Annotated in this window: 11 protein-coding genes and 1 other RNA gene; 10 read left to right on the top strand and 2 right to left on the bottom strand. The window is 32.4% G+C overall.

What is annotated here, in order from left to right:
• Nucleotides 1-6: 6 nt before the first annotated feature.
• The 6 genes from dtd (at nucleotide 7) to RSD37_RS06575 (ending at nucleotide 6,939) form a co-directional block, all read left to right on the top strand.
• Nucleotides 7-456: a D-aminoacyl-tRNA deacylase gene (gene dtd / locus RSD37_RS06600; RefSeq protein ID WP_346945942.1), complete on the top strand. Its 450-nt coding sequence runs from the start codon at nucleotides 7-9 to the stop codon at nucleotides 454-456.
• A gap of 61 nt (nucleotides 457-517) precedes the next feature.
• Nucleotides 518-1,120, top strand: a complete 603-nt coding sequence (locus tag RSD37_RS06595) for an MBL fold metallo-hydrolase (RefSeq protein ID WP_346945921.1) — start codon at nucleotides 518-520, stop codon at nucleotides 1,118-1,120.
• A gap of 182 nt (nucleotides 1,121-1,302) precedes the next feature.
• Nucleotides 1,303-2,745: a coproporphyrinogen III oxidase gene (locus RSD37_RS06590; protein ID WP_346945920.1), complete on the top strand. Its 1,443-nt coding sequence runs from the start codon at nucleotides 1,303-1,305 to the stop codon at nucleotides 2,743-2,745.
• Nucleotides 2,746-2,824: 79 nt separating this feature from the next.
• The gene (gene aspS / locus RSD37_RS06585; protein WP_346945919.1) at nucleotides 2,825-4,609 is read left to right on the top strand and encodes an aspartate--tRNA ligase; all 1,785 of its coding nucleotides are present in this window, start codon (nucleotides 2,825-2,827) and stop codon (nucleotides 4,607-4,609) included.
• Between the two features lie 226 nt (nucleotides 4,610-4,835).
• A non-coding RNA gene (gene ssrS / locus RSD37_RS06580) (6S RNA) lies at nucleotides 4,836-5,015 on the top strand.
• Nucleotides 5,016-5,625: 610 nt separating this feature from the next.
• Entirely contained in the window at nucleotides 5,626-6,939 is a 1,314-nt protein-coding gene (locus RSD37_RS06575; RefSeq protein ID WP_346945918.1) for an MATE family efflux transporter, read from the top strand.
• Between the two features lie 294 nt (nucleotides 6,940-7,233).
• Here the strand turns inward: RSD37_RS06575 and RSD37_RS06570 are convergent, their stop codons facing one another.
• Nucleotides 7,234-7,695 carry a threonine/serine exporter family protein gene (locus tag RSD37_RS06570; protein WP_346945917.1) on the bottom strand — a complete coding sequence of 154 codons (462 nt, stop codon included), beginning with the start codon at nucleotides 7,693-7,695 and terminating at the stop codon, nucleotides 7,234-7,236.
• 1 nt (nucleotide 7,696) lies between these two features.
• A complete protein-coding gene (locus RSD37_RS06565; protein WP_346945916.1) occupies nucleotides 7,697-8,464 on the bottom strand; it encodes a threonine/serine exporter family protein in 768 nt (255 codons plus the stop codon).
• 239 nt (nucleotides 8,465-8,703) lie between these two features.
• Between RSD37_RS06565 and RSD37_RS06560 the strand changes: the two genes are divergently transcribed.
• The 4 genes from RSD37_RS06560 (at nucleotide 8,704) to ortB (ending at nucleotide 13,288) form a co-directional block, all read left to right on the top strand.
• Nucleotides 8,704-10,065 (top strand): sigma 54-interacting transcriptional regulator, encoded by a 1,362-nt coding sequence (locus tag RSD37_RS06560; protein ID WP_346945915.1) that lies wholly within the window; start codon nucleotides 8,704-8,706, stop codon nucleotides 10,063-10,065.
• Between the two features lie 269 nt (nucleotides 10,066-10,334).
• Nucleotides 10,335-11,381: a 2,4-diaminopentanoate dehydrogenase gene (ord, locus tag RSD37_RS06555; RefSeq protein ID WP_346945914.1), complete on the top strand. Its 1,047-nt coding sequence runs from the start codon at nucleotides 10,335-10,337 to the stop codon at nucleotides 11,379-11,381.
• A gap of 165 nt (nucleotides 11,382-11,546) precedes the next feature.
• The gene (ortA, locus tag RSD37_RS06550) at nucleotides 11,547-11,846 is read left to right on the top strand and encodes a 2-amino-4-oxopentanoate thiolase subunit OrtA (RefSeq protein WP_346945941.1); all 300 of its coding nucleotides are present in this window, start codon (nucleotides 11,547-11,549) and stop codon (nucleotides 11,844-11,846) included.
• Between the two features lie 29 nt (nucleotides 11,847-11,875).
• Nucleotides 11,876-13,288, top strand: a complete 1,413-nt coding sequence (gene ortB, locus RSD37_RS06545) for a 2-amino-4-oxopentanoate thiolase subunit OrtB (RefSeq protein WP_346945913.1) — start codon at nucleotides 11,876-11,878, stop codon at nucleotides 13,286-13,288.
• Nucleotides 13,289-13,346 lie beyond the last annotated feature (58 nt).

The raw sequence follows: 13,346 nt of genomic DNA, 5'->3' as shown, positions 1-13,346 counted from the left end.
TTAATGATGAGAGCTGTTGTTCAAAGAGTTAAATCTTCAAAGGTTGAAGTTGATAATAAAGTTATAGCAGAGATAGGAAAGGGTATTAATTTACTTGTTGGAATAAGTAAAGAGGATACTAAAGAAGATATAGAATATATAGTTAGAAAAGTTCTTGGAATGAGAATTTTTGAAGATGAAAACGAAAGAATGAATTTTTCACTTGAAGATATAAAAGGAGAATTACTTTTAATTTCTCAATTTACTCTTTATGGAGATTGTAGAAAGGGTAAAAGACCAGACTTCATGAAAGCTCAAGGTGGAGAAGCTGCTAAGGATTTATATAATGAGCTAGTAGAAGCTTTCAAGAAGGAAGTACCAAATCTTCAAACTGGAGAATTTGGGGCTGACATGAAGGTTGAGATTATAAATGATGGGCCTGTAACCTTACTATTAGAAAGTAAAAAAGATTTCTAAATTAAGTTTATAGTGTGGATGTTTAATGTTTTAAATATGGAATAAGTGTTGAGGTGTAACAATGATTATAAAAAAAATGATGGCAGGTACTTATGCAGCAAATTGTTATATATTATTTGATGAATCTACTAAAGAAGCAGTAGTTCTAGATCCAGGCGGAGATATAGATGATATATGTAGATCACTTAAAGAATTATCTGCAAAGGCTAAATATATAATACTAACCCATGGGCATTTTGATCATACTACAGGAGTGGAAGGCTTAAAAGCTAAGACAGGAGCACTTGTAGCTATGTCAAAAGAAGATAATGATATGATTTTGAATAAGGCAATGTATTATGGACCACTAATTAAAGGTGGAGCAAATATGATATTAAAACATGGAGATATAATAAAGTTTGGTAACTGCAAAATAGAGGTTATAGCAACACCAGGACATACACCAGGTGGAATATGCCTTTTGACTGAGGCAGATGTATTTACAGGAGATACTTTATTTAAGCAATCTATTGGAAGAAGTGATTTAACAGGTGGAAATCATAACACTCTTATAAATAGTGTTAAAGAGAGATTAATGTCACTTTCTGATAATATTGCAGTCCATCCAGGTCATGGACCAAGTAGTACTATTGGTCAAGAAAGAGCAGAAAATCCATTTCTGTAAGTGACACTCCAAATTTTATATTTGGTTAGTTGAACTTACTCATTCGAATGAAATGAGAAGGAGTGTCTTTGAGAGCAAAGCGAAAAAATAAATCTGTGATTTGGCTAGTAAAGCATACTCATTCCAATGAATATGGGAAGAAGTTACTGCTAAAGATAATTTTAAATAAGGATTTGATATAAATGATGGAAGATATAAAATCTATTAAGATAAAACTTAATAATATGGACTTTAGGTATGATGTTTTCCTAATGGTAAGTCTATTCTTTAGTTTTATTGATATAGAATTTGTGGATGAAGATGAGGGATTATTTATAAATATAGATGAAGATACCATTTTAATTCATGGAGAAAATGGTAGTACTAGTTATAAAGTGAATAAAGAGTATAGACTTTCTGAAGAAGTTAAAAAAGCCGTATTTGTATATCTAAGAGAAGTTACTGGGAAATTACTTCCTTGGGGGACGCTAGTAGGCATAAGACCTTCTAAAAAGGCATTGGATCTTTTAGAAAAAGGATATACTGAAGAGCAGGTTATAAGTGAGTTTAAGGATAGACATGAAACTCAAGAGGAGAAGTCAAAGCTTTGCATGGATGTAGCTAGATATGAAAAAAACATAGTTAATAAGGACAAAAATACCATTAGCGTATATGTGGGAATGCCATTTTGTCCAACTAGATGTGTATATTGTTCTTTTACTTCAAATCCAATAGGTTCATGCAAGCCTATAGTTAAGGATTACCTATATTCCCTTACCAAGGAAATAACATCTATAAGTAAGTACATAGAAGAAAAAGGATTAACTATAGAAAGTGTTTATTTTGGTGGAGGTACGCCAACATCTATAAATGAAGAAGAATTTGAAGATATAATGAATAAAATTTATAGAAGTTTTGTTCAAGGGAAAGATGTAAAGGAATTTACAGTAGAATGTGGAAGAGCTGATAGTATAACCGAAAGTAAACTATTATCTATGAAAAAATATAATGTAAACAGAATTAGTATTAATCCACAAACAATGAATGATGAAACTCTAAAAATTATTGGAAGAAATCATAATAGTGATGATGTGGAGAAATGTTTTAAACTAGCAAGGAAGTTAGGCTTTGATAATATCAATATGGATATGATAATAGGACTTCCAAGTGAAAATCTAACACATATAAATAATAGTTGCAAGAAAATATTTCAGTTACAACCAGACAATATAACAATCCATGGGATGTCTATTAAAAGAGGTTCTAAACTATATGAAAATATGGTTAACAATAAAAAGTATAGAGTGCCAGAGCAGCAAGAGCTAAATAATATGTATGGAGCTACAAAACAGTTATCCCAAGATTTAAATATGAAACCATATTATATGTATAGACAGAAGAATATGGTAGGTAGCATGGAAAATGTGGGATACTGCACTGATGAAAAGATATGTATTTATAATATCCAAATGATTGAAGAAAAACAGACTATCATAGCATTAGGAGCAGATGGAGTTTCAAAAGTTGTGTTTTTAGATGAAAACAGGATAGAACGTTTTGCAAATGTTAAGGATGTTAGAGAGTATAACAAGAGGATAGATGAAATGATATCTAAGAAAATAGCATTACTTGATACCTTATATTAAAGGTTATCTATTTTATATTCATGGATAATATTTATTATAAAGTAAATTTAATTATATAATTTAAACAGGAGGAATTGACATGGGTGAATCACTTAATGGTCTAAAAAGAACCATCATGTGTGGTGAAGTAAGAGAATCAAATATCTCTGAAAAAATCACTGTTATGGGATGGGTTCAAAGAAAAAGAAACTTAGGAGGCCTAGTTTTTGTAGACTTAAGAGACAGAACAGGACTTTTACAACTTGTATTTGGTGAGGAAATAAATAAAGAAGCTTTTGAAAAGGCTGACTTAGTTAAATCAGAGTACTGTATTGCAGTTACAGGAGAAGTTATAAAAAGACAATCTCCAAACAATAATCTACCAACAGGAATGGTTGAGCTTAAGGGTGAAAGCATTAAAATACTTTCAGAATCAGAAACTCCACCAATATACATTAAAGAAGATTTAGATGCTGGCGAAAACATAAGATTAAAATATAGATATTTAGATCTTAGAAGACCAGATATGCAAAAGATTTTAATGATTAGACATAGAGCTTCAAAGGTAGTAAGAGATTACCTAGATGAGAATGGATTCTTAGAGATGGAAACTCCAATGTTAACTAAGAGTACTCCAGAGGGTGCTAGAGATTATTTAGTTCCAAGTAGAAACTATCCTGGAATGTTCTATGCACTTCCACAATCTCCACAAATATTTAAACAGTTATTAATGGTATCTGGATACGATAAGTATTTTCAAATTGTTAAATGTTTTAGAGATGAAGATTTAAGATCTAATAGACAACCAGAATTTACTCAAATCGATATGGAGATGAGCTTCATAGAGATGGAAGACATCATAGCTTTAAATGAAGGACTACTTAAAAAAGTATTCAAAGAAGTTATTGATGTAGATGTTCAGCTTCCAATAAGAAGAATGCCATACGTTGAAGCAATGAATAAATATGGTAGTGATAAGCCAGATTTAAGATTTGGAATGGAAATTCAAGATATCACAGAAACAGTGAAAGGTACAGAGTTTGCTGTATTTAAAGGAGCTATAGAAAATGGTGGTTCAGTAAGAGCTATCGTAGCTAAAAACTGTGGTGATATGGGAAGAAAGAAAATTGATAAATTAGGAGAATTCGTTAAGACTTATAGAGCTAAAGGCCTTGCATGGATAGCTTATAAAGAAGGAGAAATAAAATCTCCTATAGCTAAGTTCTTCTCAGAAGAAGAAATGCAAAATATCTTAAATGCATCAGGCGCAGAGGTTGGAGATTTAGTTCTAATAGTTGCTGATGTTGATAGTGTAGTACTTCAATCTTTAGGAGCATTAAGACTAGAGCTTGCGAAAGAACTTGGGATTCTTGAAAATAATAAAGAGTTTAACTTTGTTTGGGTTACAGAGTTCCCAATGTTTGAATATGATGATGAAGAGAAGAGATTTGTAGCGCTTCACCATCCGTTCACAGCACCAATGGATGAAGATATGCATCTTTTAGAAACTGATCCAGGAAAAGCTCGTGCAAAAGCTTATGATATAGTATTAAATGGAGAAGAACTTGGTGGAGGAAGTATAAGAATACATGATACTAAACTTCAACAAAGAATATTTAATCTTCTAGGCTTTACCGACGAAAGTGCATGGGAGAGATTTGGATTCTTATTAGAAGCATTCAAATATGGACCACCACCACACGGCGGACTTGCATATGGTCTTGATAGAATGGTAATGTTCCTTGCAGGAACTGATAATATTAAAGATGTTATCACATTCCCTAAAAATCAAAATGCTTACTGTCCAATGAGTGAAGCTCCAAATGTTGTAGATGATAAACAATTAAGAGAGCTTGGAGTAGGAATAAGTAAAACAGAAAAATAATAAAGAATAAATTATGCCCTTAAGTTATTATACTTAAGGGCATAAACTATTTTAAGATAATATGATGTCATAATCAACACTGATTTAAAATATAGCAATTAATTAAAGCAAGGAATAATTCAAAAAAATAAGGGCATAATAACTTTATAAACCTATTGATATACCTTAATTTATTTTTTAATTGTAATTGCAATTTAAATTAAATTGCTATATAATAATATTAAACAATATTCTGCTGTGTGCGTTGAAATGGTTTATGTTGAGCCAACATTTTAACATTGTGGTTGATGTTCTTATTATGGAGTGTTGACTGGCTATTTATAGCTGGTACCAGATGTAATGAGGCGATTCCACCCCTGGTAGACAGGGTTCGAATAGCCCATGGAAACGGCATGGTGGTATATCAATAAGTTTTAACATTAAGAAGTAAGTACTTTGTATTTACTTCTTTTTTCAGTGCGCCTAGCATGGGTGCAATCTAACGGGTGAAAGTCCTGAGCACGGGTTAATAGTGCCAAGTGCATAGCTTAAGACAAGGGTGTCCATGGTGACGTGGAATATGAAGGAAGTCGGCGGCAAAACTCTGGTCTGACGGACAGAAAATACATGTAAGGTATATGCTTTGTGGGTAAGAGTGCCTAATAAGCAAAACCCCTAAGCTATTCGAAATAAGTGATGTAAATGTAGCATATAGATGGAGTGAAAGATTACGTTCTTTAATGATTATATTTTTTTATCATCATTAAAGACATCACAGCTCATTAGGTGCTCTTACGTCCTTTGAAAAGAGGGATTCATAAAATTAATCGAACTAAGTGTTACAATTTTACTTGACCAGGTAAGCTCATTACTGTTTTATATTGCTTGAAAAAGTCATAAGTATATGCTACACTATAAATAATAAATAATAATAATACTTTGTTTTGCTACCGAGTAAAACAGTTTAAGTGTTCAAACACATTCCGTTAGGTCTTGGAAGGAGTGTGCGTTTGGACACTTTTTTTTTGGGAGGAAATATGAAAAATAATACTGTACTGAAAAACTTTATGAAATATGTGAGTCTTAATGTACTTGGAATGATTGGGCTGTCCTGCTATATACTTGCGGATACATTTTTTGTCTCAGGTGCTCTTGGTGCAACAGGACTTGCGGCGCTAAATTTCTCAATATCAATTTACTGCTTCATTCAAGGTGCGGGGCTAATGGTAGGCATTGGCGGCGCAACCAAATATACTATCTTCAAGTCACAAAATGAGCATCAAAAAGCAAATGCTGTTTTTGTGCATACAATATTATTTGGAATAGTTATCGGAATTTTTTTGCTTTTTTCCGGAGTAGTTTTATCAAATCCGATTGCAAAACTACTTGGTGCAGATGATAGTACGCTTCCACTAACGGTCACATATTTGACCACCATTCTTTGTTTCTCACCGTGCTTTATTATTAACAATATTCTGCTTGCTTTTATTCGCAATGATGGTAATCCCAGATTATCAATGTCCGCAATGCTTCTTGGCAGTTTCTCAAATATAATTCTTGATTATATTTTCATGTTTCCGCTTTCGATGGGGATGTTTGGTGCCGCATTCGCCACAGGACTTGCGCCCATAATCAGCATAGGACTATTATCAATCCACTTCGTAAAGCATAAAAATAACTTTTGGCTTACTCGCTGTAAAGTCAAGATAAAATATATTGCAGATATTGTAAATCTTGGCTTATCCGCATTCGTCACGGAAATGTCATCGGGTATTGTACTGATTATATTTAATCTTGTGATTTTAAAGTTGGAGGGCAATGTCGGTGTTGCAGCTTATGGAATCGTTGCAAATTTAGCTCTTGTGGTAATCGCAATTTTTACGGGGATTGCGCAAGGGATACAGCCACTTGCGAGCAAAGGATATGGGACAAGCGATACTTGTATGTTACGTCAAATTTTGCGACATGCTGTCATTTTGTCTTTTGCGGTTGCTACTATAATCTATATTGTCACGATTCTTTGTTCAAATAATATCATTGAGGCTTTCAACAGTGAAAATAACAAGGATTTAATTCCAATTGCAACAAACGGATTTCGACTATACTTCATCGGCTTTTTCTTTGCAGGCTTCAATATAATCAGTGCTGCATATTTAAGTGCAACTGCAAAGGCAAAAAGTGCATTTGTTATTTCTGTTACAAGAGGTTGTGTAGCCATCATTCCACTTGTATTTGTTCTAACCTTATTATTTTCAATGAATGGTGTTTGGCTTTCATTCACTTTTTCTGAAATGATTACTTCTATAATTGCGATAATATATCTTGCAAAAATAAGGCGAACATCAATTTAGGATGCAGATTATGAGCAATTTACTTGTCATTAGGCAAATTTACAATTTTGGCATAGTGGTAAAGTAGTCCATCAATTTCAATATAATCTAAGTCTAAAATATCAATAAATGGCCTCCTAATAAGAATAATTTACAATTTATAGGTGTTGTTTCGATTGTATGACTAACAATCAAGTTTTTGTAAATACCCTTATCAAGGAGACCGCTTTAGATATCAGTTTTGTTATTAATTTATTTTTAAATATGTTGATATAGAATATTGAGGATATGAACTTTTAACATGATAAAAGTTCATTATTCCTCTATCTTTTGAAGCTTACGATTTTTTCTTCTCATCATTAGTTTTTGTATTAGTCTACTTAAAGTAGATACTAGAATTATTCCCACTGCAATAACCCCTGCTAAGGAGAGCGTTTTAATACCATAGTTTAAGGATTCAAAAACATTTCCTTGAACAGCGTATAGTACAGTGTAATACATGCCACTACCAGGCGCTAAAGGAATAAGAGCACATATTAAAAAGAGTGTTACAGGATTTTTTAAAACCCTTGAAAAAATTTCAGAGTATATACTTATTACTATGGAGGCTACTAGCATTGCTTCTATATCAGAACCGTATAGTCTTAAGGTAAGGCTATAGAAAAACCATCCAAAAGCACCACCTAATGCCGCGAAAAATAAATTTTTGTCTCTAACATTAAATAGTATACCAAATCCTAGGGTAGCCATAAAGGCATATATAATTTCAAAAAACATTTTACACACCTCCTACTAAAGCAATCCATAGCTTAAAGCTGAAGGCTGTTCCAATAGCAATAGCACCAGCAATCATAATGGCTTCTAGACTTCGTGCAAGTCCAGATAATAAATCACCAGATATGGTATCCCGTATTGCATTAGTTATAACAAGTCCAGGAACTAAAAGCATAATAGAACCTATGATGATTTTATCTTGATGAAACACAGGATTAATAGAAGAAAATACAAGACCTATTATACCAGCTAAAGAACCACCTGCTACATTTATGAAAAAGTCATTAACGCTTAATCTTGAAAGCATGGATGTAAGTAAATTAATTAATATTCCAGCAAAAAATGCAATTATAAAATCGAAAATATTTCCACCAAATAGTAAAGTAAAGGTTCCAGTATTTACACCAGCAAAGAATGTCTTTATTCTATTACTGTATTTGGGATAATTTCTAATATCCTCAAGCTCCTTCGATAATTGATTTAGATTTATAGGTGTTACTTGTATTTTTCTTGAAAGATTATTAATTAAAGCAACCTTTTGAAGATCTATAGATCTGGAAGTAATTCTTTTAATTATAGTACTACTTCTTCCATTTTCGTTTGTAGTAGAGGTTATTATTGCAGTAGGAGAGACAAAACTCTCTGCATTTTTTATATTATATGAACTACAAATCATACTTATAGTTTGTTCAACTCTATAAGTTTCACCGCCATTTTGAAGCATTATTTTTCCAGCTTCAGCAGCAAGATTTACTATATTATCATTAATCATAATAGTACTCCTTTATATATAACTATACCTATCTATATTATAGATTAAAATCATAAAAAATATTATAAAATTACAATTGTTAGAATAATGAATTTATAATATTACGATATTGTGGTAAATTTATTATATAGTTAATTATAATGAGTTTACAATTAGTTAAAGAAAAATTTTTTAGGATAAGGTTTACATATTTATGGGATAACAATAATATAGGAGTTTAAATGTTTGGGGGAATATTTATGGAAAATGTTAATGTGCTATTAGAAACCTTAATTAGTAATTTAAAAGAAGGAATACATATAGTAGATAGTCAAGGAAAAACAATCTATTATAATGATGCCATGGAAAACATCGAGGGTGTAAAAAAGGAAGATGTTATGGGAAAGGAAATTCATGAATATCTTAAGGGCATGGAAGAAGATTCAACAATTATAAATTGTTTGCAAAGTGGAAATATATTTAAGGATAGTGTTCAAAATTATAGTAATGATAAGGGGAAGGTTATTACAAGTATAAACTCAACAATACCAGTTAGAGTTGGAGAAAAAATTGAAGCAGTAATAGAAATAGCTAGAGATATGACCCAGATAAAAAAGCTTAATGAAACTATCTGTGTATTGGAAAACAAGACAAAATCAAAAAAACACTTTTATACCTTTAAGGATATCATAGGAAAAAGCAAGACCTTGATGGATGAAATAGTAAAGGGGAAAAGAGCTAGTATATCAAATTCTTCAGTGCTCATATATGGGGAAACTGGATGTGGAAAGGAGATATTTGCCCAAAGTATACATTATGAAGGCGTAAGAAGAGACAAGCCATTTATAGCTATTAACTGCGCTGCAATACCTAGTGCTCTTTTAGAGGGAATGTTATTTGGAACTGTTAAAGGTAGTTTTACAGGGGCTGAAAATAAGAAGGGTCTCTTTGAAGAGGCTAATAGAGGAACTATTTTACTTGATGAGATTAATTCTATGGAACCATATCTTCAGTCAAAGCTTTTAAGGGTGCTTCAAGATGGATACATAAGGCCTTTAGGAAGCAATAAAACCATCGATGTGGATGTAAGAATAATAGCTACAATAAACGAAGAGGCTGATAAACTTATAAAAGAAGGTAAGTTAAGAAAAGATTTTTATTATAGGCTTAGTGTAATAAAAATTGTGGTACCACCCCTTAGAGAAAGAGTGGAAGATATTCCTTTACTATGTGAATTTTTTACAAACTACTATAATGAAATTTTATTTAAGAATATTAAGGGGATTTCCGAAGATGTAATTCAGGGATTTCTACACCATAGTTGGCCTGGCAATGTGAGAGAGCTAAAAAATGCTATTGAAAGTGCTATGAATATGGTAGAGGGCGGAGAAATTTTAACTAAGGAGTATTTTGGCACTAAGATTAACTGCATTGTTGAAAGTTCAAATGAATTGGGATATAAGGGAGAAGTATCATTAAATGAATATATAGATACTGTGGAGAAAAATATAATAGAGAAGATTTATTTAAAAAATAGTAATAATGTAAGTAAAACTTCTGAGGAATTAAAGATATCAAGGCAAAATCTTCAATATAAACTGAAGAAATATAAATTAATTTAGCTATAAGATAAGTCTATTGTAAAAGTTAATTTCAAATATGCCCAATAATCAGCAATGCCTATGCAAATAATTTTGCATAGGCATTTTTGCTGTATTAAGCAAGGGTGTTTGCGAAAAAAATTTTGCAGTAAAGGGAAAAATTATTGCATTATTATCTGAATTTACAGAAAAATAAGATAATAACATGAAGAATAATAGGTAAAAGTTGGCATACGAATTGCTATAGTAAAAGCATATGAAATAAATTAAAACCATGAGGGGGATTTAAAATGGAAAACGTAAAGGTAGCGATATGGGGATTTGGAGCTATGGGAAGTGGAATGGCTAAGATGCTTTTAACTAAAACTGGTGTAGATATAGTGGGTGTTTGTGATATGCATCCAGCTAGAGCAGGAAAAAGTATTTTTGAAGTTTTAGGTGTGGAAAAAGGAGATAGACAAGAGGTAATAATAAACTCTAACATAGATGAAGTTTTAACAGAAAAATGTTGTGATGTATGTTTATGTGCAACAGATTCTTTCACTAAAAATGCATTTCCAAGATTAAAATCTGTTTTAGAAAAGAAAATTAATGTTATATCCACAGCTGAGGAAATGTCTTATCCACAAGCAAAGAATCCTGACCTTGCAGCTGAATTAAATAGAATTGCTAAGGAAAATGGAGTTACAATACTTGGAACAGGAATAAACCCAGGTTTAATAATGGATTTACTTGTAGTTTGTTTAACAGGCTGCATGACAGAAGTAACTCATGTTGAAGCTAAGAGAGTAAACAGCTTATCACCATTTGGACCAGCAGTTATGGAAGAACAAGGTGTTGGTATGAAGGTTGATGACTTTAATGCTGGAGTTGCAGATGGAAGCTTAGCAGGACATGTTGGATTCATAGAATCTGTAAATATGATAGCTGATTCAATGGGATGGAAGGTTGATAAGTTTGAGCAACAAATGGCACCGATAGTAACTAATGTAGATAGAAAATCACCTTATGGTTTTGCAGCTGCTGGAGATGTGGCTGGTGTTAATATGACTGGACAAGGATATGTTAATGGAGAACTTAAAATAGATATGATTCACCCACAACAAATCGAGCCAGAGATGGAAGGAACATTCACAGGAGATTATATAACAATAAAAGGAACTCCAGAAGTTAATATGGCTATAAAACCAGAAGTTGATGGAGGACTTGGAACAATAGCAATGGTTGTAAATATGATTCCTCACGTAATCAATGCAAGAGCTGGCTTAAAAACTATGATAGATTTACCAGTTCCAAGAGCTATAATGGGAGACTTTAGAAACTTTATTGAAAGATAGTATGTTTTAAATTAGTGTTGATTAAGACATCATATTATACCCGCTCAGATAATATTGATGTCAATTTCAACAATCTAATAAAATGTAACTGTAATGAATATTTTACTTAAAGATAATCATATTATTTTAAGTGTGTTTAGGATAAGGTATTAGATTTATTTGGAGGTGAATAAGTTGATTAAAAAAGGTACATTTATTGAAATAGAAACAGTTGTGCTAGAGTGTGAGGATAGATCATCAGCAATTCCTGAGGATACAAAACAAACTCCATTAAGAATGTGGGTTAGAGGATTTGCAAATTCTGATTGTGAGTTAGAAGAGAGTGTAGAGATTACTACTCCCATTGGTAGAACTATGAAGGGAATAGTTAAAATAGTGGAGCCAGGATATTCACATGGATTTGGTAGATATGTAAGTGAGATAGCATACGTTGGCAAACAGGCAAAGGAAATGCTTTTTCAATAAGTAGTTATTAAGGAAAGTGGGTGATTTACATGAATAAGTATGAAAAAGTAATGAGCAGAAAAAATGAAATAATGATTAAATCCGTTGGAATGGATTTTGATAAATATGAGAATGGTAATATCGCTTTTGACTATGAAGGAATGATGAGAGATATAGGATATTCATTAAGTGATATTATGAAAATTCAAAGTGATGTAGGAGTCGGAAACACACCACTTCTAGAACTTAGAAATATTACAGCCCTTGCAAGAAAGGTTTCTAAGACTGGAAAGGCTGCAAGAATCTTTGTAAAGGATGAGGGGTGTAATCCATCAGGAAGCTTTAAGGATAGAAGAGCATCAGTATCTGTTTATGATGCAAAGCAAAGAGGATATAAGGGAGTAGCATCAGCAACTTCTGGAAATTATGGTGCAGCAGTGGCATCTCAAGCTGCAATCCATGGATTAAAATGTACAATTGTTCAAGAGTGCTATGATTCTAAGAAAGTTGGACAACCGGAAATAATTGAAAAGGGAAGAAAATGTGAATACTTAGGAGCAGAAGTTTTGCAACTAACTGTAGGACCGGAATTATTTTACACTTATCTAGAGACTTTGGAGGAAACAGGATTTTATAATGCATCACTATACTCAGCTTATGGAATAGCTGGAGTTGAAACTCTGGGTTATGAAATAGCTACAGAGTGTAGAGAGAAGTTTGGAAAGGATCCAGATGCAGTAGTAATTACTCATGCAGGTGGTGGAAATGTCACTGGTACTGGAAGAGGACTTATAAAAGCTGGAGCTACAAATACTAAGGTAATTGGTGCTTCTGTAAATCTACAAGGACTTCATATGGCAAGTAATGAAGCATTTAATAAAAAATCATTTACTACGGGACATACTGGTTTTGGTATTCCATTTATGGTTTGGCCAGATAGAAGTGATGTTCCAAGAAGTGCTGCAAGGCCTCTAAGATATTTGGATAGATATGTGACTCTAGCTCAAGGACAAGTATTTTATATGACAGAGCTTTTAGCACAGTTAGAAGGATTAGAAAGAGGACCAGCAGGTAATACATCTTTAGCGGCAGCCTTTGTTATAGCTCAAGAGATGGATGATGATGCAATTATTGTAGTTCAAGAAACTGAATATACAGGAGCTGGAAAACATATTGTCCCACAGCTTACCTTTGCAAAGGATAATGGAATTAAAATATTAAAGGGAAATCCTGTAGAGGAGATTCCAGGAGAAAATATCATACTGCCAGAACATCCATCTTATCTTCAAGTTGATAATAAGGATTTAAATGATTATAGAAAATCTCTTATAAAAAATACTGTGAAATTGTTGAAGGAAAATGAAGTTTCAGACATAGATGTTAAGTTCCTTTCTGATGAAACAAAACTTCAGGAAAATCAAGTTATAGAAATATTAAAGGAATTTGGGATTTGTGTGAAATAAATCAGATTTATAACTTTAGTGGATGAGTTGTTGACCATGGAAGTTAAAGAGGTCGTAA

The organism is Clostridium sp. (assembly GCF_036646415.1).
In the GTDB taxonomy this organism is placed as follows: domain Bacteria; phylum Bacillota; class Clostridia; order Clostridiales; family Clostridiaceae; genus Clostridium_J.
Note: the sequence above shows the minus strand (reverse complement) of the source record. Positions and strands in the feature narration are given on the sequence as shown.

Excerpts from the sequence above, each read along its gene's own strand:
- RSD37_RS06590 (WP_346945920.1), top strand. The coding sequence starts at position 1,303 with ATGATGGAAGATATAAAATCTATTAAGATAAAACTTAATAATATGGAC.
- aspS (WP_346945919.1), top strand. The coding sequence starts at position 2,825 with ATGGGTGAATCACTTAATGGTCTAAAAAGAACCATCATGTGTGGTGAA.
- RSD37_RS06560 (WP_346945915.1), top strand. The coding sequence starts at position 8,704 with ATGGAAAATGTTAATGTGCTATTAGAAACCTTAATTAGTAATTTAAAA.
- ord (WP_346945914.1), top strand. The coding sequence starts at position 10,335 with ATGGAAAACGTAAAGGTAGCGATATGGGGATTTGGAGCTATGGGAAGT.
- RSD37_RS06595 (WP_346945921.1), top strand. The coding sequence starts at position 518 with ATGATTATAAAAAAAATGATGGCAGGTACTTATGCAGCAAATTGTTAT.
- RSD37_RS06570 (WP_346945917.1), bottom strand. The coding sequence starts at position 7,695 with ATGTTTTTTGAAATTATATATGCCTTTATGGCTACCCTAGGATTTGGT.
- RSD37_RS06565 (WP_346945916.1), bottom strand. The coding sequence starts at position 8,464 with ATGATTAATGATAATATAGTAAATCTTGCTGCTGAAGCTGGAAAAATA.
- dtd (WP_346945942.1), top strand. The coding sequence starts at position 7 with ATGAGAGCTGTTGTTCAAAGAGTTAAATCTTCAAAGGTTGAAGTTGAT.
- RSD37_RS06575 (WP_346945918.1), top strand. The coding sequence starts at position 5,626 with ATGAAAAATAATACTGTACTGAAAAACTTTATGAAATATGTGAGTCTT.
- ortB (WP_346945913.1), top strand. The coding sequence starts at position 11,876 with ATGAATAAGTATGAAAAAGTAATGAGCAGAAAAAATGAAATAATGATT.